Genomic DNA, 22,992 nt, shown 5'->3' on the forward strand with positions numbered 1-22,992 from the left:
AAATAAGCGCTTAGAGTGACTAAGCTTATTATTTTTAACATCGAATCGCCTAAAAAATAGTCGCTGTCAGTGCCATGGTCGAATGTTCAACACGCCCTACTTACAAAAACAGCAGGAGATTTCAAATCGCCTGCTGTCTTCTTAACTAAACGAATCTGTTACTAAGTAGCACAAAATAAAATGCTACCTAGACATAGTATATTACTCGTCGTCGTTGCTTTCTTCAGCATCAGCGCCGTCGTTTTGCTCAGTTGCTGGTACTTCATCAGCATCAACGTCGTCAGCATCTTCGTCAACTTCTTCAACCGTTGGTGGCTGCATGTTAACGATAGTACGGTCATGGCCGTCTTCTAGCTCAAGCTCATGAATCACAACGCCTTCAGGAAGTTTGATGTCTGATAGACGGAACAAATCACCGATTTCCATACCAGATACATCTACTTCTAGATATTCAGGAAGTTGTGATGGTAGGCAGATCACTTCGATATCAGATACTAAAGTAGACAATACGCCACCAGCAGCAGTACCTGGCGCTTCTTCACGACCAACAAAATGCACAGGAACGTTCATGTGGATTTTTTGACCTTTTACAACGCGCTGGAAGTCAGCATGCATTGGGAAGCCTTTAGCAGGATGACGCTGCAAGTCTTTGATAACAGCTTGATGCTCGGTACCGTCAACATTGATGGTCAAGATGTGTGAAAAGAATGCTTCAAACTCAAGTGCTTTTACTAGCTCGTTGATTTTGATAGAGATCGCTGTTGGCTGCTCACCACCACCATAGATGATAGCAGGAACTAGGTTCTGCTTACGTAGGCGGCGGCTCGCACCTTTACCTTGTAGGTCAGCAGAACGATCAGTAGCGTTTAGTTCAAAATGATTATTGCTCATGGATATAATCCTATAAAAAGAATGATGAAGTGTCTGGTCATAAAAAAGTGGATTTGCGACCAATCCACTAATACGTGATGAGAGCTAATATCTATCGTTGCGTATAAATGACACAACTATCGATGTTAGCCATTTGCTTATAACAATGATTTTTATAGTAAAAATTACCAAAATAGCCATTATTATTCAGCATGATCAGCACTTTTGATAATGCTGGCCTGATTGAATAAAACAAACGGTCAGCACAGGCGCGCATTATACGGGATTTTGTAGTAATAATAAAGACCTACGCAAAGTACGTACATAAAAATAGCGTCAAGTACTGATACTTGACGCTATTATTTTTATGACTAAATTTTTATTGTCACTACAATGTTATTAAAATTTATAGCAATGACTGTCTCATATTAAGCATCAAACATCGCACTAATAGATTCTTCATTATTAATGCGGCGTAAGCTCTCAGCAAGCATTGGCGCGATACTGACCTGACGGATTTTGCTACAGGCTTTTGCTTCGGCAGATAATGGAATCGTATCAGTCACGACGACTTCGTCTAGCGCAGATTCGCTGATGTTTTTGAGTGCATTACCTGATAGGACAGGGTGAGTGATATAAGCTAAGACGCGGCGTGCACCATTCTCTTTTAGTGCTTCAGCGGCTTTACATAATGTACCAGCCGTATCGACCATATCATCAACGATGACGCAATCACGGTCACGAACATCACCGATGATGTGCATCACTTGTGACTCATTGGCACGAGCACGGCGCTTGTCGATAATCGCCATGTCGGTATCGCCTAACTGCTTGGCCATTGCACGGGCACGAACCACACCGCCAACATCAGGTGAAACCACCATGATGTTGTCATAATCTTGTTTTTGTAGGTCGTTTAGGAGTACTGGCGTACCATAGATATTGTCTACAGGAATGTCAAAGAAACCCTGAATCTGATCTGAGTGCAAATCAACTGTCATCACGCGATCGATACTAACGATGTTCAGCATGTCAGCGACGACTTTTGCTGAGATAGGTACACGCGCTGAGCGCGGGCGACGATCCTGACGCGCATAACCAAAATATGGCATGACAGCTGTGATACGACCAGCACTAGAGCGACGCAAAGCGTCAGCCATCATCATGATTTCCATCAAGTTGTCGTTGGTCGGTGCACAAGTCGGCTGCATGATAAACACATCTTTACCGCGTACGTGTTCTTTGATTTCCACGGCAATTTCGCCATCAGAAAAACGCGTGATGTCAGCTTTACCAAGAGGTATGTGAAGATGATCGGCTACGGTTTTTGCTAATTCTGGGTGGGCATTACCCGTAAAAATCGCCAAATAAGGCATGACAGAAGTCCTATTGATTGACTCAAGCAGCGACCGCTAAGCAGTGACAAACTGCTCAATTTAAGAAAAGAGTGGTGAAAAAGATTGAAGACTACTATTACAGTAAAAAATGGCAGGGGTAGCTGGACTCGAACCAACGGATGTCAGGATCAAAACCTGATGCCTTACCAACTTGGCTATACCCCTGTAATGTCTAGGCTACGAACAACCGAAAGCTAATAGCGACTAATTTGTCATTCTTAGAATGGTGTCATGACCTGTCAGTTATGTTATAAACGATTGAGCCGCCTAAAACATAACCTTTCCCTAGCGGTGTTCATTGCGAACTATACCGAAACTGGGATAACGTTGTCAATGACAATAGCATAAGAGGTTGTCTATAAACCGCTTATACTCAATGTATGTCTAACGCTTCGTACTAAAAAATGGCAGGGGTAGCTGGACTCGAACCAACGGATGTCAGGATCAAAACCTGATGCCTTACCAACTTGGCTATACCCCTATTGTGGCGACCTATTATAAGTAAATTTTTAGATTTTGCAAGTCATTTGCGCCTTTTTCTGGTATTTATTCGAAACTAAGTGAATTAGCCTGAGTTGCATCGCTAATATTGTAGTGAATAGAGGTTTTTTTATTAAGCCTATCAATCGTAAGCTAATGCTGTGCGAGTTACTTTTGTACGAGAGGATTGACCACTCTACCACTCATAAATATTGAAGGTTCCGTCAAACAAGCTGTATTCTCTGGGTCTTCGATGACAATATCACCTTTTCGTAAATAGTAACTGCCTATACGCTCTTTAATTATACCGCTAGTGACAACCTCCTCACCGAGCTTAACTTTGGTTCCATTTAGAGAAATGGCTTGTTCATTCTCAAAAAGAATCGCTCTATCGGGATAAAAAATAGGACTAAGATACTTATCATCGTTCTGAACAAAGTATAAGCAGTTATCTTTTATAACGTATTTGCCTTTCAAAACAAAATTGATTTCGCGCATTGAAAGAGCCGGTGCGTAAGTAAATAGTTCAGCAGGTGAACTGGTTTTACGGTGTTGCTCAGAAGTAGATATATTCTGAGAGTTATCTTTTAATGCAATTCCTAGCTGCGGTGGTAAAATTACATTATCAGACAAACGCTTGGAATTAGGTTCATCATAAGACTTAGGTAGCGATATACACCCAGTTAGACTTAATGATAAGCAAACAAAAACCGTACCTATTATTGAGCATTTTTTTAGATATAAAGTATTCACATTACAAACTCCCCACCACATACCCTGAACAAGGCGTACCTTCAATCCACTTTGCCAATAGCTTTTTATCACTGGCAATACTCGCATCTAAGGGTAAAAACACCGCGCTACCAGAGCCAGTCATGCGTGCTATGCCCAGTGCTTGCGATTCTAACCCTTTTAAGTAATCTAAAGCCTCTGCAACCGCAGGAGCGAGGCTCGCTACCACTAGCGTAAACACATTGTGATAAGGCGTATTCAAATTTTGAACATAATCATTGGATTGATTTTTAATCGTATCAATCGACAGAGAAGTGATATCTCGCTGTAGTTTGGGGTGGGCGAATAGTTTGGCAGTATTGACATGCGCCTCAGGCGTTAAGACTAAATAATGCTGGTCAGGTAAATTGATGGCAGTTAATTCTTCACCGATACCCATGGCAATGGCATCTTGACCAAAGATAAAGATTGGCACGTCTGCGCCTACTTTTGCACCGATTTTTATCAGCGCATCACAAGTAACGTTAAGCTGCCAAAGCTCATTGAGCACCAGCATAGTCGTTGCGGCGTTGGATGAGCCACCGCCCAATCCTGCACCCATGGGCAAATGCTTGTCTAACGTGACAGTGACTTGTGCCAATTGCCTAGGTAGAGTCTCTGACTGTATGGCAAAAGCGAGCAATGCGCGCGCCGCTTTGAAGATTAAGTTGTCTTCTATATTGGCAGTTATCGCCTCGGCACCAGCTAATACTAATAGCTGATGACAGAGGGTATTGGCATCTGCTTTATTATCAGCCGTTTGTATCACAACATCATCTATGAGTGAAAAATGCAAATAATCGCCCCAATCAAGCAGGCGAAACACCGTTTGCAAATTATGATAACCGTCAGCACGCTTGCCTGTAATATGCAAAAATAGATTGATTTTTGCAGGGGATAGACGCGTAACAGTAGAGTCAGATGCTTCGGCTATGTTTTCAATCATGTTTTTTCATCATAAGGTACAGTCATAAACGACTATGTTAATGAGCAATAGGGGCTGATTTTTCAGTGGTGATACCCTAGTAATGACGGACTAGTGATTAATCGTCATCACCACTTTATTGCCCTGTGGTTGTACAGCGCTGATTTTACTAGGGAGCTTGTCATTCCCTTTATAAGTAAAGCTGGCACTCCAGTCGCCATTGACTGAGCTGATCAATCGGTTTTGAGCATCTAGCTGCGGAGCGCTATCTGAAGGCGCGGGGCGACCAGAAATCCAGTAAGGCATTTGCGAGATAGGCGCTTGCCAGCCAGTGGCTTTTTGTAATAGTTCCTCAGGGTCATCAGCGGTCAATGTACCTGTCTTTTCACTGACTAGTGTCGCGGTTTGTCCATTGTACTCAATGTTGGTTTTACCAATGCCAAGCGCGCCGATGAGTTCAATAGCAAAACGATCGTTTTCTTGTCCCCATGCATAAAACGCACTACCGCCTTGGGTACCTGAGGTGTCATTAGCAGGTGTGGTCACCCCAATTTTACCCGTGATATTAAAGCTCTCTAGCTTTTTGGGCTGATTTGCGTTTTGAGCTTGCATTGTGGTTGGTTGATTGGTCGCATTGGCTGTTTTTAGTGACTGACAGCCAGAGGTAATCACCATTGTAGTCGCTATCGCAGTAAGCAAAGCCAGTTTATTTGGTTTATAAGACATCGTTGATGCTGACATAATGTGCTCTCAAAATGGGAAAATGGACAGGTTAACAAAGATATTAGCTTAAGGGCTATTTGTTGCTCGGTTATGCACGGCTGTTAGCTTCTTATACGTCCCTTGTAATTGATAAGTGCTTTGTGACGTGTCAAGCCTAATGGCATCATGCCGCAACAGTTATTTTGAAAAACCACTATCAATATAGCTGTATGCTGTCATTGATATTGTGTTGTCCAAAGGAGAAGCGCTGTTGCAAGTCTGCGAGTAGTGCTTCGACTTTTTCGTTATTGCCAAGACCTTGATAAGCACGCAGTAATAGCGTGCCTGAGCGCAGAGTTGGGAGCACATCGTAAGGCGTTTGCAGATAATCGATGACTTGCTTATAGTTTTCTTTGGCCAGTGCATTACCCGCCAGTACATTGAGCGCTTGCAAGTGCAGCTCGTTGTCGTAGCGCGGATCATCATAACGAATTTGGATGATATCGGTCGCCAAGGCCAAGCCTTGCTCAGAGCTACGCTCGTTGGCCAATAGCAACTGTGCATAACTGAGCTGATAGGATAAATTGGTAGGATCGAGCGCCTGCAAATGATTAAGAAGTGTACGTTTGACGACATAGTCGCTTTTGTCATCTAACAGTTGGACACGGGCAAAGAGTAACATCTCATTATCAGGGTATTTACGAGCGGCCCGCGTCAATAGACGTAAGGCTTCTTCTGATTCATTTTGCTGCCACAAAATATCGGCTTGCATCACAAAGGTGTCAGGGGCGAACACCGTAAAGTCTTTGCGTAGCTTTTCTAAAGTAGCAATGGCAGCGTCGACGTCGTCATTGAGCAATTCAAATGCGACCACTTTTCGACGTGCTTCTAATACTAAGTCTTCTTGCATCACGGCATTGAGATAGTATTTGGCTTTATCAAACTGCTGCTGGCGCTCAGCACTGATACCGAGATAGTAATAAGCTTGGTCAAGGTAAGCGGGGTTTTTGGCAAGCATATTGAGTAGATCATCCGCACTCGCATATTCTTCGATATCCAAGCTCACTAGTGCTGCTAACAAGGTAATCTCAGCATCGTCGTTAAAGCGGCTGTGGGCTTCGAGCAATAGTTTCCAAGCTTGCTCGCTTTGTTTTAAGTCTAATAAGTAGCGAATCTCGTACAGGTACAAACTTTTGCTATCAGGATTGCGCAAGCGTGCTTGGCTTATATAGTTGACCACAGTTTCAGAGGTGACGATTTTGCGCAAGATGTCAGCCTTTAGGGTGATAAAAGGCACATAATCAGGCTGGCGCTCTAGCGCACGGTTGATATGCACGATAGCGATTTCGGGCTCATTAAATTGGTAAAGTAAACCAGCTTTTAATACGGACAGTGAAGCATTTTGCTCACTATCTAGTGGCTGCAAAGCGGCAAGCAGCTCGCGTTTGTCATCGTCATTATTGGGATAAATACCGATAAGGATTCCGCTCAAATCTGCACGCGGATCGTAACGCAAGATGCGGTTTAAGGTCTCGCCAGCTAAGATATAGTCGTGTGCTCGTAGTGCCAAATGCGCCACATAAAACCAAGCAGGTACATGATCAGGATTCTGGTCTTGCCATGATTTCGCAAAGGCTAATGAATCCTCAACCCTTTCATTACGCAATGATAGAGTTAGCGCCCTCTCAAATACCGCTGTGGCATCTTCTTTAAAAGATTGTTGCTTATAGATCGTAATCGCACGTTGTTTGTCATCACGATCCGCAGCAAACTCTGCATCTAATAGAGCATATAAACTGGGTTCGTTGAGTTCAGGCTGCCATAGGCTGGCTGGCGCTAGACCATCAATGTTGGTTACGTTATCTGTCATTTGGCTGTTTTTATGAACAGTCGTGCTGATAGAGGTGCTAGAAGTAGCATTATTATTTGCCCCGTTATCGCTAGTAATGACTGATGCTGGTGGCGTTTTTGCGGCCAATTCTGTATCAGCATGGCTGGCATGTGCAGGTACGGCAAGGCATAAACAGACGGCCAATGACAACGCTAGCTTATAACGCTGGCACAAACGATCGATAACGACCTGCAATAAAGCGCGGAGGCTAGATTGCTCGTTATAAAGAGGTTGTGATCTAGATAATGATCCAAAAAACATCATAGATAGTCGTGTTCGCCCATGGTTTACCTACATAGCTGAGGCAATTTATTTTAATCATTTCAAATCAAATAGTGGTAAAGAGTACCCATGACAAATATTATAAGAGCGGATGAACAGTATAAACAATAGCATCCGTGTTACTTATATCTGAGCAATCATCATTCTATTGATAGGCTATGACTGATACTTGTTTTAAGCATGAGTTATCTTGCTAAGACTTTTATACAAATAGGTATATTGATCAGAATACTGTGGAAATATAACAAGTTAGGCGACACTAAGCGAATGATTTATGGCGATCTTAGCGACTATTTGCCAAAACACATCCATTGATTTTATCAATCATATCGGTAGTTGATTTGTTACATTTGCGACCAAATACAGAGATATCGCTATCATAGATGGGTGAGTGTTAATTAACGCCAGCAATAATGATATAATAAGCGGTTTTTAGGGTCTTCCTTTCAGCGCTGTCGTCAAAAACTGTCTTTTAAAAATAATAAGATAGCGTGAGTGAGCAGCTAGGCGTCATGTTTATGGTCTATCGATAATGAGATTAGTGGTCATTGGGGTCAATCACAAAACTGCACCAGTCGCTCTGCGAGAGCGTTTGGCGCTGGTGGGCGACGATGTGAATGTCGCGCTTGAGCAAATAGAATCCTTCACGGATGGCAGTGTGATTGTCTCCACTTGCAATCGAACTGAGATCTACGCGCTTGTGCCCCATACGTTGACCCCGCACCACTCACACTCATCAAGCTCGGCAGTCAATGAGCAGACAGATCACGCCATCTCTCATAATGATTTTAGTAGCAGTGCTCATGTCACATCAAGCATGATCAGCGCTCATATCCTCAAGATTAAGACGTGGCTTGCTGAATTCAAACAGCTGCCACTCGTAGATATCGATCCTTATCTCTATGTGCACCGCGACACGCACGCATTGACCCACTGGCTAAGAGTCGCAGCGGGGCTGGATTCTATGATACTGGGTGAGCCGCAAATACTTGGTCAAATCAAGCGCTCTGTGCATTTGGCACAAGAGCAAAAAGTATTGAGCAATCAGCTCGGTTGGATCGTTGATCAAGTATTTGCCGCTGCCAAACGAGTACGTAATGAGACGCAAGTGGGTGCACAAGCGGTATCGCTGAGTTTTGCGGCGGCCAAATTGGTCACGCAGATATTTGATGACTTGCCGAGTCGTACGCTATTGGTCGTCGCGGCAGGTGAGATGAATCGCTTGGTTGCCACCCATATCGCAGGACTTGGCGTTGGGCGAGTGATTATTTGTAATCGTAATCCTGAGCGTGCTGAGGCATTGGCGGCTGAACTGCGTAGTCCCAATCGCCGCATAGACGTCAGACCCTTGCAAGATTTGCCGCAAGTGCTGGCAGACGCCGATATTGTCAGCAGCTGTAGTGGTAGTATGGATTTATTGATTGATAAAACCATGACCATGCAAGCGCTTAAGCGTCGCCGTTATCAGCCAATGCTAATGATAGATTTGGCCGTACCACGTGATATTGACTCAACCATCAGTCGCATGGATGATGTCTATCTGTATTCTGTCGATGATTTGCAGCATGTGATTGCTGGCAATATTGAGCAGCGTCGGCAAGCGGCGGTCGATGCGGAACTTTTAGTCAGTCAATTGGTCGTTGAAATAGATCGTCGCTTCCAAGTTCGTCAAGTGGGTAAAGACATCCAGCAGTATCGTACCTGTACTCAAAATCAAGTAGATAAGCTACTGCATGAGTCCATTGCTAAGCTGCAACAAGAAGATAACAGTCCAGAAGACATTCTCATTGAGCTGTCACGGCGCCTGACTCAAACACTGACGCACGCACCATCCAAGCTCATGCGTAAAGCGGCCCGCGAAGGTGATAGCGATTTGCTAGATTTTGTGGTGTCTGGGCTACAGGATGCCCATCGCGGGCGCTAATGTTCTCACAGCGTCGATCAACGAACACTTACCAATAAAACTCTAATCACGCAAGCCATATCAGTGCCTGAGCGTATCGTTGTCAACCTCTAGTATCAGTGCTACTATCAAATCTTATGGATGATTTGGGTCAAGACAGTTTGGCTTGACATAGGGTGATGAGACTCGCTCATGTTGTGACTATAACGTGACTAGAAATAGTTTCGCCCCATGTTTATAGCCCTCATTAATGTGTATTAGAATCAGTGCGTTTGCATATCATGAATCTGAAGCATTGATATCAAAACAACACATGACCTCATCATCAAAGACAGTAGCGCTGGGTTAAAGGGTTATCTTGTCTATCCTATATCTTCTTCATTTTTGTTCGATATGAGTATTCGGTTGATACCAATCATCTATGGTACTTAACGATATTAGTATCTATATTATTTCCTATCCCCATATTATGGTATAAAAATAAGGTCCAAAAAATTAAGAAACAGTCATCATCTAATCATATACTAGGAGTGTTCCATGCCTGCATTACGTCAAGATATCGATCCAAACGGCTTATTAGAGTATTCGGTGGTCTACACTGATCGTGCGCTAAACCATATGTCAAAAGCCTTTCAGCAAGTGATGAATGACTTATCTAGTGATCTAAAATCTGTCTACAACGCGGATGCCGTGGTGATCGTACCGGGTTCTGGTACTTATGGTATGGAAGCGGTCGCGCGTCAACTGGCAAATGACGAAGATTGCCTCATCATTCGTAATGGTTGGTTTAGCTATCGTTGGACGCAGATTTTAGAAAAAGGCAAAATTGCCAAATCCTCTACCGTGCTCACAGCCAATCGTGCAGATGATAGCGAGTTACCAAAGCCGTTTGCACCAGTCGATATCGACACGGCGGTAGCTAAAATCAAAGAAGAGCAGCCAGCAGTGGTATTTGCGCCGCACGTCGAGACTTCGTCTGGCATGATTTTGTCAGATGATTATATCAAAGCGTTGAGCGCGGCTGTGCATAGTGTCGGTGGATTGTTGGTTATCGACTGTATCGCGTCAGGCTGTGTCTGGTTAGACATGAAAAACTTGGGTATCGATGTGCTGATTAGCGCGCCGCAAAAAGGTTGGAGCAGTACACCAGGCGCTGGTCTTGTCATGCTAAGCGAGGCGGCGGTCAAAAAAGTAGACAGCACAGAGTCTGATAGCTTTAGTATTGATCTAAAGCAATGGCTAAATATCATGCGCGCTTACGAAAACGGCGGTCATGCCTACCATGCGACGATGCCGACAGACAGCTTACGCCAGTTCCGTGATGCGGTGAATGAAGCCAAAGCGGTTGGTTTTGATAAGCTATGTGAGGCGCAGTGGACGCTTGGCAAACGTATTCGTGAAGTACTAGAAGCCAAAGGCATCGAGAGCGTTGCGGCTAAAGGCTTTCAAGCGCCTGGCGTTGTTGTGTCTTATACCGATCGTGATGATATGCATAAAGGCAGCGCTTTTGCGGCAGCGGGTGTGCAAATCGCCGCTGGTGTACCCTTAAAAGTAGGTGAACCTGACAGCTTCAAGACGTTCCGTTTGGGTCTGTTTGGCTTGGATAAATTAACCGATATCGACGGTACGGTCACGCGTTTTGAGTCCGCACTGGATGAAGTACTAAGCCAGTAGTTATGATTGAGAAACCTTTTAAAATGATACCGCTAACTTTATAAGTACTTCTGAAGACGCTTTTATCATCATAAAATACTGAGCCGTTATTATCATCATACGTGCTCAGTATTTTTTTACCCTTTTATTATATTTTATAATATAATGTATTTATATAAATAGAACGTTAAGCAAATACTTAATAAACCTAAATGGGTAGTCCGTTATGAGTATACAAATAGACTGGCAAGCATTTACACCGATCTCTTTAGTCGGTGGTCTGATGCTAGGGGTGGCGACGGTTATTTTGCTGCTCGGTATCGGGCGTATAGCCGGTATCAGTGGCATTTTTTCAAGCTTACTAAAACCCAAGCGTGTAGAGATGTGGCAGGTGCTGTTTATACTGGGTTTGGTCATATCGCCCGTGCTGTACAGGCTGGCAAGACCGCTACCTAACGTAGAGATTAGCACTTCTTTGCCACTGTTGATTGCCGCAGGGCTATTGGTGGGCTTTGGCACGCGTCTTGGCTCAGGCTGTACCAGTGGGCATGGTATTTGTGGTAATGCACGTCTGTCTCCACGCTCACTGGCCGCGACCGTCACCTTTATGCTGTTGGGTATTGTGACCGTGTATATCGGTCGTCATGTCCTAGGGCTACTGTAAATGCTCAATGGCAGATTGCTATGAGATTGCTAGTAGGACTAAAGCACGCACGACATATGATAGTTAATAGAAGATAATAATAGCGAGAGACGACGATGCTAAAAAATATAATCGGATTGCTGGCAGGGTTATTGTTTGGGTTTGGGCTGCTGGTGTCAGGTATGACAGACCCTGAAAAGGTGCAAGGGTTCTTAGATGTGTTTGGCGCATGGGATATCTCCCTTGCACTGGTGATGGGTGGTGGTTTGTTCCTTGCATTTTTTGGCGTACTATTGGCCAAGCGTCAAGAGAATAGCTGGATTGGCACGCCCATTGATATGCCAAGCAAAACCGTCATCACCAAACAATTGATTATCGGAGCCATGTTGTTTGGTATCGGCTGGGGGCTGGTCGGTATTTGTCCGGGGCCAGGCATCGTCTTGCTCGGGACGGGTCAGTGGCAAGCGTATGTGTTTATCCCTGCGATGATCATAGGGATGCTGGTCTATCAGTGGTTTGAGCCAAAAATTGGCTGATATAGTTAGTTCTCTATAAATTGGATACGGTGTCAGCCTCGCTTAGTCTACTATTTGTAGTACCTTTACTTGGCTTCCTTGTCTCCAAATTATATTGAACCAACTATAGTATAAATAGGCTAGCACTCGAAAAAAGGTCAGCCACGTATATGTGATTGACCTTTTTTATGAATGTTAGTTGATGACAGGATTTAATGTATTGTCAGATCACTTAGCACTCGCAGTGACTTTTGACGTTTCGTGCGCCAACGATTTGGCTGCTTGGCGTAGCTCAAACTTTTGTACTTTACCCGTACTGGTCTTTGGGATTTCGGCAAAGACGATATATTTTGGCACTTTAAAACCTGCTAAGTGCTGACTACAATGCGCCATTACCGCATCGCGTTGCAAGGTGCTGCCCTCATGAATCTCGATAAAGGCGACGGGCACTTCGCCCCATTTATCATGTGGCGCGGCGACGACCGCACAGCTCTCAATCGCAGGGAGCTTGTATAAGACATTTTCGACCTCGATACTAGAGATGTTCTCACCGCCTGAGATGATAATGTCTTTGAGCCTGTCCATGATTTTGATATAGCCATCAGGGTATTTGACACCCAAATCCCCCGTGCGGAACCAGCCATCAGTGAATGCTTCTTCAGTGGCTTTGCGGCTTTTTAGATAGCCTTTCATCACCATATTGCCACGTAGTGCCAGCTCACCCATCTCTTCGCCATCGGCGGCGACTGGCTCAGTCGTGCCTTGTTTAAATACCTCAAACCCTGTCATTAAGTGTGAGGTCACGCCTTGACGTGATTTTTTTTGGGCGCGGGTGGCGACATCAAGATCACTCCATTCTTCTTGCTCAGCGCAAACGGTCACTGGCCCATAGACCTCAGTGAGACCGTAGACGTGAGAGATATCAAAGCCCATCTCTTCCATTGCTGCCAGCATGGTTTCAGATGGCGGTGCCCCAGCGACCCAGCCTTTGACGGTATGCGTAATGGCTTCCTTATACTCAGGTTTGCCGCCTGCAATCATATTATGGACGACGGGCGCAGAGCAGTAATGGGTCACTTGATGCTTGGCAATCAGCTGCAATATCAAATCCGCATCAATCTTACGCAAGCAGACATTGACCCCAGCGCGCTCAGCGATGCTCCACGGGAAGCACCAACCGTTACAATGGAACAGCGGCAACGTCCACAAGTAGGTCGGATGCTTTGGCATATCCCAATCCAAAATATTCGACACCGCATTGAGCGTAGCACCGCGATGATGATAAACGACGCCTTTTGGTTTGCCTGTTGTGCCAGAGGTGTAGTTCAGGGCAATGGCATCCCATTCATCCGCTGGCATCTCCCAATTATCCAAGCTGTCTGAACTGGCAACCAATGCTTCATAGTTCATCTGTCCAAACGGCTCGACATCGATAGCATGATCGGTCGCATGAATGACAATGAGGTTTGGGAAGGTCTCATCGATGATCTCAGCGTGCTCCGCAAACTCGCTATCCAAGATCAGCACCTTGGCCTCTGAATGCTGCAAACAAAAGGTCAGGGCGTTGATATCAAGGCGCGTGTTCAACGTGCAGAGTACGCCGCCTGACATGGGTACGCCAAAGGCGCATTCGACCATCGCTGGCGTGTTTGGTAGCATGACGGCGACCGTATCGTTTTTATCGATACCCAATTTGCGTAAGCCATCCGCCAATTGACGGCAGCGCGTATAAGTATGTTGCCATGTCTGAGTGAGATTGTTGTGTGCAAGGTCATCATAAATGATCGCAGTCTTATCGGGATAAACCTGAGCGCTACGGATAATAAAATCAATAGGGGTGAGCGGTTGATAATTGGCAGCGTTTTTGCCGAGGCCGGTATGAAAATCTGTCATGATGATAATCCTTTATCGTATTTTTATAACGCGTCAATAGGGTAACGCAGCACCGTAATTTAACATAGAAAGGTGTTAGATTAGAATAGTCGATGTTTATCGATTAGTCTAATGGGCGGTGAGGAGGAAGTGATAAAATAGTTGTCTGATTATAAAAAAACATTGTCAACACTGGAGCGGGTTTTATCGTAATAACCTAACGATACGCCACCAGCCCGTGTGATAATTGGCACACTTCACGATCATATTCTGATCGTCGCTAAATAGTGCTCACTCATCAGTCGTTTGTCTGCATAGCTAGTGATAATAGCGGTGTGTTACGATACCAGTAACGCTAAATCCCGTAGCACCACGATTTCTACAAAGCCATTTTTAAGAAGCCGTCTCAAAAAACATTCATAAGGAAAATGATATGACCGCCAGCCGTTCTGCCAATACGATCGATTCCGCCAGCACTAATGAATATTATCCACATTTATTTGAGCCATTAGATTTGGGTTTTACCACGCTAAAAAACCGCTTGGTCATGGGCTCTATGCATACAGGGCTTGAAGACCGTTTCTATAACTACGGTAAGCTGGCGGCGTATTTTGCAGAACGTGCCAAAGGCGGCGTGGCAATGATGATCACAGGCGGCATCTCACCCAATCGCGAAGGTTGGTTGTTGCCTGCTGGCGGTACGATGAATACCAAAGCTGACGTCATCAATCACCAACGCGTCACTCGTGCTGTGCATAAGCATGACAGCAAAATCATCATGCAGATATTGCACAGTGGTCGCTATGGCTATCATCCGTTTGCGGTATCCTCCAGCCCAATCAAATCCCCAATCTCGCCGTTTAAACCGCGCAAGATGAGCATAAAAAATATCGAGCAGACAGTCAAAGACTATGCTCGTTCAGCGCGTCTTGCCAAACAAGCAGGCTATGACGGTGTCGAAATCATGGGCTCTGAGGGCTACTTACTCAATCAGTTTTTATCGCGCCACGTCAATCAGCGTAGTGATCAATACGGCGGCGATATCAATGGCCGGATGAAGTTTGCCGTCGATGTGGTCAAAGCTGTTCGCGAAGCCGTGGGTGAAGATTTTATTATCCTATTCCGCTTGTCAGTGATTGATTTGGTCAAAGATGGCAACGTCATGGATGAAGTCATCACCGTGGCAAAAGCGCTAGAAGAAGCGGGCGTGACGATCATGAATACGGGCATCGGCTGGCATGAAGCGCGTGTCCCGACGATCGTCACCAGCGTACCACGCGCCGCTTTCGTTGATTTCACCGCTGAGATCAAAAAACACATCAGCATCCCGATGATGGCGGCCAACCGTATCAACATGCCAGATACCGCAGAAAAAATCATCGCTGATGGTCAGGCAGATGTGATTCAAATGGCGCGTCCATTCTTGGCGGATGCAAACTGGGTCAACAAAGCCAAAAACGGTCAGACAGATCGTATCAATACCTGTATCGCCTGTAACCAAGCGTGTCTCGATCATACGTTTGAAAACAAACGCTCGACTTGTTTGGTCAATCCACAAGCCTGTTATGAGACAGAGCTGGTGTACAAAAAAACCAAGAAACCGAAAAAAGTCGCCGTTATCGGTGGCGGGGTCGCTGGTATGTCAGCCGCTCATGTCGCCGCCTTACGTGGTCATGAAGTGACCTTGTTTGAAGCCAAAGATGTGTTGGGTGGACAGTTCAACTACGCCAAAGTCATCCCGGGTAAAGAAGAGTTCTTTGAGACTGTTCGCTACTATATCAACGAGCTTGAGCACTTAGGCGTCGAGATTAAACTCAATACCTTTGTGGATAAAGACATGCTGGAAAAAGCCAAGTTCCATCATGTTATCGTCGCCACTGGCGTTGTACCTAGAAGTCTCGCAGGTAAGCTTGAAGGAGCTGATCTGCCACAAGTGATCAGCTACGCAGAATTGCTCTCTGGTGAAAAAGCCGTGGGCAACACCGTGGCGGTCATCGGTGCGGGCGGTATTGGTTTCGATGTCAGTGAGTATCTGACCGCCAATCACGGACAATCGCTGGATGAAATCGGCCCTGAAGGTCTCAAAGATCCAGACTATCGCCCTGAGCCGCAGTCCATCAGTGAGTGGCGCGAGGAATGGGGCGTGACCAACGATACCGATTATCAAAGTGATGGCGGACTGGTCAGACCTAAAGCGATTAAGCCCATTCGCCAAGTCTATCTGATGCAGCGTAGCAAAGGCCGTTTGGGTAGTGGTCTGAACAAAACCTCAGGCTGGGTACATCGCGCGCATATCAAATCGCATGGCGTCATCCAAGTCGCTGGCGTGCAGTACGACAAAATCACCAACGAAGGTATTTGGGTCACCAACTCTCAAGGTCAAAGCCAGCTACTCCGTGTCGATAGCGTCGTCGTCTGTGCCGGTCAAGAGTCCGTCGCCAGTCTGATGCCAAACGTTGGCGATGCGCCAGACGCGCAATATCATCTTATTGGCGGTGCTAAGCTTGCCGCTGAGCTAGATGCCAAACGTGCGATTCGTGATGGGGCTGAGGTTGCGGCAGGGATTTAAGGATTATTTAGACTTTTCAAATAATCTATATTTGAAAAAATGAATGTTTTGACAAAGGCTGTTTTTCTTGAGAACAGCCTTTGCTTAAGTACATTAATTTGCTAAAGAAACTAATTCTTGAAATTATTAATGATTCTTTATCTAGCTTGATTAAGGGATATTAAGTATTTTTTTTACTATTTTGTCATATATTAATTCTTTATGTATGATATTGATATCACTTCGATGTATGTCAGCATGTTTTTTCAATACTATTACTGCTTCCAGAGAGACTTCCTTTTTTATACTGAAAAACGATCCCAAAAGAAAATAAAGCCCTAAAAACAGTAATACATACTGATTGTCTACAGAGACATAGATTTTTGATAAGTACTCATATTCTAAGAAATAAGATAGAAAACCTACAATGAAAAAAACCGAGAGCATATAGTAAAAATAAGAATATATTTTATTTAGTGTTTTTAATATAGGGTATGAATATCTATAAATTAAGCAGATATTTTCATTTTCGTAAGTAATATAGTTATTTGCTTTTCTAAAAGTCGATAACTCAATATCGCAAGAATTGTTGGAGATATCAATAATTTTTCTACGATAATATTTACTTATATTTAATTTATAAATCTTGTGGAACACCTCTCTTTCATAGGTAGTAACTAACTGTTCTCTGAGTTTGTTATCAACTTTTTCTGTTTCAAAAGCTTCTTTGAGCTTATCCAAGCTATAGTATCTATTCTCTTGGTAAGATTTACATACCTTTCCTATCTCAAAAAGTATTTTCAATGTTGCCATGATAATTGCGATTGGCCATAAACTGTCTAAAGATTCAAGATTTAAACCTAACATTTCTGACTTCTATGTGATAAAAAATTAAACTATACACTTTTAATCATAAATTAGTAACCTTCCATCTCACTAGTCAGCCACTCAGATACATCGTCTATCTGTGCTGCCAATTCAGGATGTGCTTTGCCCAGCTCAGCAAGCTTGGCATTAATCTCATGCTTATTATATTTCACACCAGTCAATGTCTCTTTGAGCAAATCAATCAGCTCAATATTTAACGCATCAGAGAAGATAACAACCTCCGTAATCACAGCTTGCTTGATATCCAAATGCACATCCATCATGCCCCAATCAAAGCGCGTCTCGATATGATGGCTAAACTCAGGCGTCTTGCCAAAGCGCCAATCCCAGTCAGCCATCTGCTGATAGTAAGCGTTTAGCGCCGGCTGCTTGGCAAGGCTGGCTTCATCCAACTGTTCAACTGGCGCAGTCTCTCCGTAATACTCACAAAACGCCTCGATAATCGCCTCAGACAAGGTTTCATGATTGATGGCATCATTGAACTCTACCAAGTTTGCCACGCGCGCACGTACCGATTTGATGCCTTTTGCTTTGAGCTTTAAGGGATGCGGATTGAGATAGTCGCCAAGCTTTTGCATGTTGGCATTGACTAGTAGTGTCCCGTGATGAAAGCTGCGATCGGCGGCGTGTTTGAAGGCGCTGCCTGATATTTTTCGATCGCCCACTTGCATATCATTACGACCAGACTGCTCAGCATCGATACCCAGCTTTTTTAGCGCATTGATGATAATGGTAAAGTTGGCCGTTTGGTCGTACGCGTGTTTTGGGGATAAAAAAGTAAAATTGGTATTGCCCAAGTCATGAAATACCGCACCGCCGCCACTTTGACGCCGCGCCAAAAAGACATCGTCTGCTGCCATCTTATCCGTCTTGCATTCTACCCATGGATTTTGTGAGCGACCAATGACCACGGTCTCAGAGTTGCGCCATAAGAAAAGCGTGTGCGAGTCGGGATTGAGCGTATTAAATATCCAATCCTCGGTGGCAAGATTGAACCAAGGATTGGTCACCGCAGACTTTAAGATGCGCAGTTTCATGATGGATCCTTTTTTAATCGTTTTTATAGGGAAGTGCTACAAATAGATACTGATATTCTTACTGATAAAAGATTGGGGTTCAATGATAGAGTGGTAGGGAGAGTAATTCGATGGAATATGTAAGCAATACTATAACGTAAAAAGTATTAAGTCTTGCTGCTAGTAGTGGAAAAGCTGAGCAATAAGCTCAGCTTTATGATGTATTAAATCTCAATAATATCTCACTCTATTCAGCACAAATCTCCCACTGCGACTTGGTACTAAGATAACACTGCATCACCGCTTTGCCAGACTGCGCATAGGCATCACTGACGATACGCTGATTGCTTGGCAAACGATATCTGATAATGGCTGGCTCATCATTGACGGTGGTCGTCCATCCAGTGATCTCATTACGGTCATTGTAGTTTGCTTGATTAGATGTGGCCATTTTGCCAAGTCCTGGCAGGTTATAAGAGACCTGCCTAAAGCTATAACTCATCGCTGCACCTTCAGCGCCCTCATACTGACAGTTTAGCTTTTTGTGTAATTTGTCATCTATTTTTGTATCGCCAGATACGAGCCAATACCTCTTAGATAGTAAATAGATAGTAAAAAATTAGCAAACAAATATCAATTATTATATTTTTAAGGAAACCTCCTACTGATTAGATGGCATTGCTTATACTTTGATATTATTAAGATTGTCTATCGATGAGTCTTATTGTTAGAAAGCTTCGATATCAAGATAGGTTCTATTCTTATACATACTGATGAGGGTAATGACTCAAGAGTGACTTTGGAGTTTGCCAGTATATAAATAATAAAGCGCTGAAATAGGCTAAAGTAGAAAAATTGTAGGGTAGCAGCGTCTACTGGCTTTTCGCTCGATAAAGTATTTTACCCAGTTATCTAAGATATAGAAAAGCTAGACATCGTGAAATGACTTTAAGTAAGACAGGTTAATCCATAAGAATGCGCGATAACACCTATAAAAAGCAATATACAAGGTGGTTATAGATTTACCATCATAGTGCCTTATTAGCACGTTAGCCTCCACCACATATCAGACGGTTATGACCGACACGAGTTGGCAAATGCAGTCTAAGCACTTAATAGGATTACCTAATGACCAACCGTGACCTCATCATCTTTGTGACGCTCTCTTTTATGTGGTCGCTCTCCTTTGTGTTTTATCGAGTTGGCGTGCCTGAGTTTGGGTCATTGGCTTTTGCCAGTCTGCGGGTGATATTTGCCGGACTGGTCATGCTCGTATTTGTACTGCTAAAAAAGAAAAACAGAGACGGTATCAAACAGCACTGGAAAATGCTATCGCTCGTCGGCATATTTTCGGCAGCGTTGCCATTTGTGTTGTTTTCTTTTTCTGCGCAGTCAGTGAATGCAGGGGTACTCGCCGTACTAAACGCTTCCGTACCGATGATGAGCGGCTTTATCGCTCGCGTCTTCTTTAAAGACAGACTGTCCAAAAAACAAGCGCTTGGATTGGTGATTGGGGTAGTCGGGGTGATTATATTGATGAGCGAAAGCTTATTTGGTGGTGGCGATCAGGGCAAAGGCTTGGTCGAGGGATTATTACCGATGGGCTACGCGCTATTCGCTTGTGTGGGTTACGCGCTTGGCGCAAACATCACCAAAAACTACTTATACGATGTCTCGCCAGTTGCGATCACGGCAGGCTCACTGATTATTGGTAGCCTCATCATGCTGCCGGTGGTTTTTACAGAGTTTCCTTATGGCAAAGCGATCAGCATAAAGGCATGGGTGTCTGTAATATGTATCGGCGTATTTTCGACCGCCATTGCCCTTATTTTTATGAATCAGTTGATCAAAAATATTGGGCCAACGCGTGCCACGAGTATCACGTTAGTCATTCCAATTTTTGCGATTATTTTGGGCTATCTATTGCTTGGCGAAGCGCTAAATATACAAGCCATCATTGGTTCGATTGTGATATTGATCGGCACGTATTTGTCACTAGAGCTGTCAATTAAGAAAATGCTAAAGCCAAAAGACAAGACTCAGACGAACAGTATTTAAGGCTTAGTAAACAGTCTTCGTAGTAAATAAATATGAATATTTGTATAGGTGAATATTACTGTATCTGTTTGTAAATATTGCTTGGAATAATGAAATCTATCCCCTATAAATGTAGGCGCTAAACGTAGATTTACTAATGATATTATAAGTTTTTCTAAACAGCATTCGATAATAATCAGTATGAATGATGGTTGCTATAACTAAAGATCATAAATAGCGACAATAACCAATAGGACAGATTATGGCACACGATATTTTATTTGAGCCTGTAAAAATGGGCACACAAACGCTAAAAAACCGCATTATGATGGCTCCACTGACACGTCTGCGTGCCGTTGAGCCAGGCGATGTCCCTATCACATGGGCAGCAGAGTACTACTCGCAGCGTGCAGGGGCGGGCCTTGTCATCACTGAAGCGACGCAAGTATCGTTTCAAGCAAAAGGCTATGCAGGCGCACCAGGGCTACATACTCAAGATCAAGTCACTGCATGGAAAGCCATCGTTGACAATGTCCATGCCAAAGGTGGCAAGATTGTCGTCCAGCTATGGCACACAGGACTTGTCTCACATGAAAGCGTACAACCTGAGCGCCGTGCGCCAATTTCAGCCTCAGATGTCGATGTAGGTATCCGTACCTCATTGCGTGATAGTGACAACCAAGCCATTCGCGCGGATGCCACGCCGCCGCGCCCAGCCAGTCTTGATGAGATTCAGCAAGTGGTTACTGACTTTGCACATGCAACCAAGTGCGCGCAGGAAGCGGGGTTTGATGGTATTGAGATTCATGGCGCGCATGGTTATTTGCTGCATCAGTTTTGGGCCAAGCATACCAATCAGCGTGACGATGAGTACGGTGGCAGCCGCGAAAACCGCGCGCGTCTGACCTTGGACGTGATTGATGCTTGCGCAGAGGCATGGGATGCTGATCACGTGGGTATTCGTATTTCACCACTTGGCACGTTCAACAATGTTGAGGGAGGCTACGAAGAAGACGATAACATTTGGCTGATTGAGCAAATCAACAAGCGTGGTCTAATGTATTTGCATCTGTCAGAGCCAGACTGGGCAGGGGGTACGCCGTATAGCGATGAGTTCCGTCAGCGTGTCCGTGATGCGTTCGATCAGACCATCATCGCGGCGGGAGGCTATGATGCGGACAAAGCAGAAAAAAATATCAAGGCAGGTTATATCGACGCAGTAGCATTCGGTCGTGATTATCTTGCCAATCCTGATCTCGCTGAACGTATTCAAGAGGGTGCACCGCTCAACGAGCAGCATCCAGAGAGCTTCTATGGTGGCAGCACGGTTGGCTACACTGATTATCCGTTTATGGATCAGGCGCAATAGTTTATTTGTCGGTTCTGCTGACTAAATAGCTAAATTATGCTTCATAAAAGCCCTCTGACTATCGGTAGTCAGAGGGCTTTTTTGTGCTTCTATTTTCATTATGTACCAAAATTGCCTGTTTGATAATCACGGAACGTTTGTCGTAGCTCATCTTGGGTATTCATTACAAAGGGGCCGTGACCTGCGATAGGCTCACCGATAGGTTCACCACTTAACAACAGTAGTTTGGCAGGAGTGTGTTCATCGTTATCGGTAGAATAGGTGAGCTCAATAGTATCGGTAGCAGCATCAGATAAAGGTACAGGTTGAGAATCTACAGATGGTTCAATCGGCGCTGCAAACTGAATCAGATTGCCTGCACTGATAGATGTGCCATTGACCAGTACTCGGCCTTCTTGTACGAGAAGCAGGGTATTGTGCGTGCTAGGTACTTCGAGTATCGTTGTGCCTGCGGTATGCAGCGCGATATCCCATAGGTTAATGGGCGTAAAGGTTACCGCATTACCTGTGACGCCATGCCAGTCACCTGCAATGATGGCAACTTGACCGATGACCGTTTGTTTGTCAGCGCTTTGAGCAACAGCATCTTTAGTAAGATTATCTTGAGAGTCGGCATCGCGACTGTCCACCAATTCTATGATAGGCATCTCAGCACGTTTGATAAATTGATATTTAGGATCAGTCAGCTTGTGCGCGCTTGGCAGATTGACCCACATTTGCACCATACTAAACACACCACCGCGCTGCCCAAACGCCTCAGAATGGAACTCTTCGTGTAGAATGCCGCGACCAGCGGTCATCCATTGCACATCGCCTTCCAAAATATCCCCGCGTCCACCGATAGAGTCAGCATGACTGATTTCACCTGAGTACGCGAGGGTGACGGTCTCAAAACCTTTATGAGGGTGTTTGCCAATGCCATGTGGCTGCGTCTGATAATCAGGATTTGGTGCAAATGTCGTCGGCTCGCCATAATCAAATAGTAAAAATGGATCGGTATGACTGTAATTGAAGTCTGGTTGGTCATCGACATAATTGATCAATGTTTTCACAAAGAATCCGTCACCGACCCAATGTGGTGCTTTATCACCATGAATCTGTTTGATTGGACGCATGGATTACCTCATGATTTTATCTAGCATAAGTCATATTAGTTAATATTATACCGCAATTTCATAATAAAATGAACTTATGTCGTGTTTATTTTAAGCTATCAAATGCGACTGCTTC

General features: G+C 44.4%; 18 protein-coding genes and 2 tRNA genes. 7 read left to right on the forward strand and 13 right to left on the reverse strand.

Annotated elements, in window-relative coordinates; genetic code table 11:
- Positions 1 to 201 precede the first annotated feature (201 nt).
- The 8 genes from B3V51_RS01840 to B3V51_RS01875 form a co-directional block, all read right to left on the reverse strand.
- Entirely contained in the window at positions 202 to 891 is a 690-nt protein-coding gene (locus B3V51_RS01840) for a 50S ribosomal protein L25/general stress protein Ctc (protein ID WP_071002496.1), read from the reverse strand.
- A 407-nt stretch (positions 892 to 1,298) separates the two neighbouring features.
- A complete protein-coding gene (locus tag B3V51_RS01845; protein WP_057758042.1) occupies positions 1,299 to 2,246 on the reverse strand; it encodes a ribose-phosphate pyrophosphokinase in 948 nt (315 codons plus the stop codon).
- 110 nt (positions 2,247 to 2,356) lie between these two features.
- Positions 2,357 to 2,432: transfer RNA gene (locus B3V51_RS01850), tRNA-Gln, on the reverse strand.
- 240 nt (positions 2,433 to 2,672) lie between these two features.
- Positions 2,673 to 2,748 (reverse strand) — tRNA-Gln (locus B3V51_RS01855).
- Positions 2,749 to 2,915: 167 nt separating this feature from the next.
- Positions 2,916 to 3,500: a hypothetical protein gene (locus B3V51_RS01860; protein ID WP_286707860.1), complete on the reverse strand. Its 585-nt coding sequence runs from the start codon at positions 3,498 to 3,500 to the stop codon at positions 2,916 to 2,918.
- Between the two features lies 1 nt (position 3,501).
- Entirely contained in the window at positions 3,502 to 4,464 is a 963-nt protein-coding gene (gene ispE / locus B3V51_RS01865) for a 4-(cytidine 5'-diphospho)-2-C-methyl-D-erythritol kinase (RefSeq protein ID WP_286707861.1), read from the reverse strand.
- 90 nt (positions 4,465 to 4,554) lie between these two features.
- A complete protein-coding gene (gene lolB / locus B3V51_RS01870) occupies positions 4,555 to 5,184 on the reverse strand; it encodes a lipoprotein insertase outer membrane protein LolB (protein WP_286707862.1) in 630 nt (209 codons plus the stop codon).
- Between the two features lie 178 nt (positions 5,185 to 5,362).
- A complete protein-coding gene (locus B3V51_RS01875) occupies positions 5,363 to 7,300 on the reverse strand; it encodes a tetratricopeptide repeat protein (protein ID WP_286707863.1) in 1,938 nt (645 codons plus the stop codon).
- Positions 7,301 to 7,850: 550 nt separating this feature from the next.
- Between B3V51_RS01875 and hemA the strand changes: the two genes are divergently transcribed.
- The 4 genes from hemA to B3V51_RS01895 all read left to right on the forward strand — a co-directional run bounded on the left by hemA (position 7,851) and on the right by B3V51_RS01895 (position 12,053).
- On the forward strand, positions 7,851 to 9,242 hold the full coding sequence (gene hemA, locus B3V51_RS01880) for a glutamyl-tRNA reductase (RefSeq protein WP_093067289.1): 1,392 nt from the start codon (positions 7,851 to 7,853) through the stop codon (positions 9,240 to 9,242).
- A 516-nt stretch (positions 9,243 to 9,758) separates the two neighbouring features.
- Entirely contained in the window at positions 9,759 to 10,895 is a 1,137-nt protein-coding gene (locus B3V51_RS01885; RefSeq protein ID WP_186475244.1) for an aminotransferase class V-fold PLP-dependent enzyme, read from the forward strand.
- A 205-nt stretch (positions 10,896 to 11,100) separates the two neighbouring features.
- Positions 11,101 to 11,538, forward strand: a complete 438-nt coding sequence (locus B3V51_RS01890) for a YeeE/YedE family protein (RefSeq protein ID WP_075105759.1) — start codon at positions 11,101 to 11,103, stop codon at positions 11,536 to 11,538.
- A 95-nt stretch (positions 11,539 to 11,633) separates the two neighbouring features.
- A complete protein-coding gene (locus B3V51_RS01895; RefSeq protein ID WP_286707864.1) occupies positions 11,634 to 12,053 on the forward strand; it encodes a DUF6691 family protein in 420 nt (139 codons plus the stop codon).
- Between the two features lie 207 nt (positions 12,054 to 12,260).
- Here B3V51_RS01895 and B3V51_RS01900 read toward each other — a convergent pair whose 3' ends face one another.
- Positions 12,261 to 13,925 carry an AMP-binding protein gene (locus tag B3V51_RS01900; RefSeq protein WP_286707865.1) on the reverse strand — a complete coding sequence of 555 codons (1,665 nt, stop codon included), beginning with the start codon at positions 13,923 to 13,925 and terminating at the stop codon, positions 12,261 to 12,263.
- A gap of 412 nt (positions 13,926 to 14,337) precedes the next feature.
- Between B3V51_RS01900 and B3V51_RS01905 the strand changes: the two genes are divergently transcribed.
- Positions 14,338 to 16,473, forward strand: a complete 2,136-nt coding sequence (locus B3V51_RS01905) for an NADPH-dependent 2,4-dienoyl-CoA reductase (RefSeq protein ID WP_286707866.1) — start codon at positions 14,338 to 14,340, stop codon at positions 16,471 to 16,473.
- A gap of 150 nt (positions 16,474 to 16,623) precedes the next feature.
- Here B3V51_RS01905 and B3V51_RS01910 read toward each other — a convergent pair whose 3' ends face one another.
- From B3V51_RS01910 to B3V51_RS01920, 3 genes are all read right to left on the reverse strand, one after another.
- Positions 16,624 to 17,319 (reverse strand): hypothetical protein, encoded by a 696-nt coding sequence (locus B3V51_RS01910; RefSeq protein WP_186475240.1) that lies wholly within the window; start codon positions 17,317 to 17,319, stop codon positions 16,624 to 16,626.
- Positions 17,320 to 17,369: 50 nt separating this feature from the next.
- Positions 17,370 to 18,377 carry a lipoate--protein ligase gene (locus tag B3V51_RS01915; RefSeq protein ID WP_286707867.1) on the reverse strand — a complete coding sequence of 336 codons (1,008 nt, stop codon included), beginning with the start codon at positions 18,375 to 18,377 and terminating at the stop codon, positions 17,370 to 17,372.
- A gap of 226 nt (positions 18,378 to 18,603) precedes the next feature.
- Positions 18,604 to 18,858 carry a hypothetical protein gene (locus B3V51_RS01920; protein WP_071002476.1) on the reverse strand — a complete coding sequence of 85 codons (255 nt, stop codon included), beginning with the start codon at positions 18,856 to 18,858 and terminating at the stop codon, positions 18,604 to 18,606.
- 626 nt (positions 18,859 to 19,484) lie between these two features.
- Between B3V51_RS01920 and B3V51_RS01925 the strand changes: the two genes are divergently transcribed.
- Complete coding sequence (locus B3V51_RS01925) at positions 19,485 to 20,414, forward strand: DMT family transporter (RefSeq protein ID WP_286707868.1); 930 nt, start codon at positions 19,485 to 19,487, stop codon at positions 20,412 to 20,414.
- Between the two features lie 241 nt (positions 20,415 to 20,655).
- Positions 20,656 to 21,762, forward strand: coding sequence for an alkene reductase (locus B3V51_RS01930; RefSeq protein ID WP_071002472.1), 1,107 nt, complete (start codon positions 20,656 to 20,658; stop codon positions 21,760 to 21,762).
- 98 nt (positions 21,763 to 21,860) lie between these two features.
- Here B3V51_RS01930 and B3V51_RS01935 read toward each other — a convergent pair whose 3' ends face one another.
- Positions 21,861 to 22,877 carry a pirin family protein gene (locus tag B3V51_RS01935; RefSeq protein WP_093067314.1) on the reverse strand — a complete coding sequence of 339 codons (1,017 nt, stop codon included), beginning with the start codon at positions 22,875 to 22,877 and terminating at the stop codon, positions 21,861 to 21,863.
- Between the last annotated feature and the right edge of the window lie 115 nt (positions 22,878 to 22,992).

Origin of the sequence: Psychrobacter sp. UBA2514, from assembly GCF_002341255.1 — a bacterium.
In the GTDB taxonomy this organism is placed as follows: Bacteria; Pseudomonadota; Gammaproteobacteria; order Pseudomonadales; family Moraxellaceae; genus Psychrobacter; species Psychrobacter pacificensis.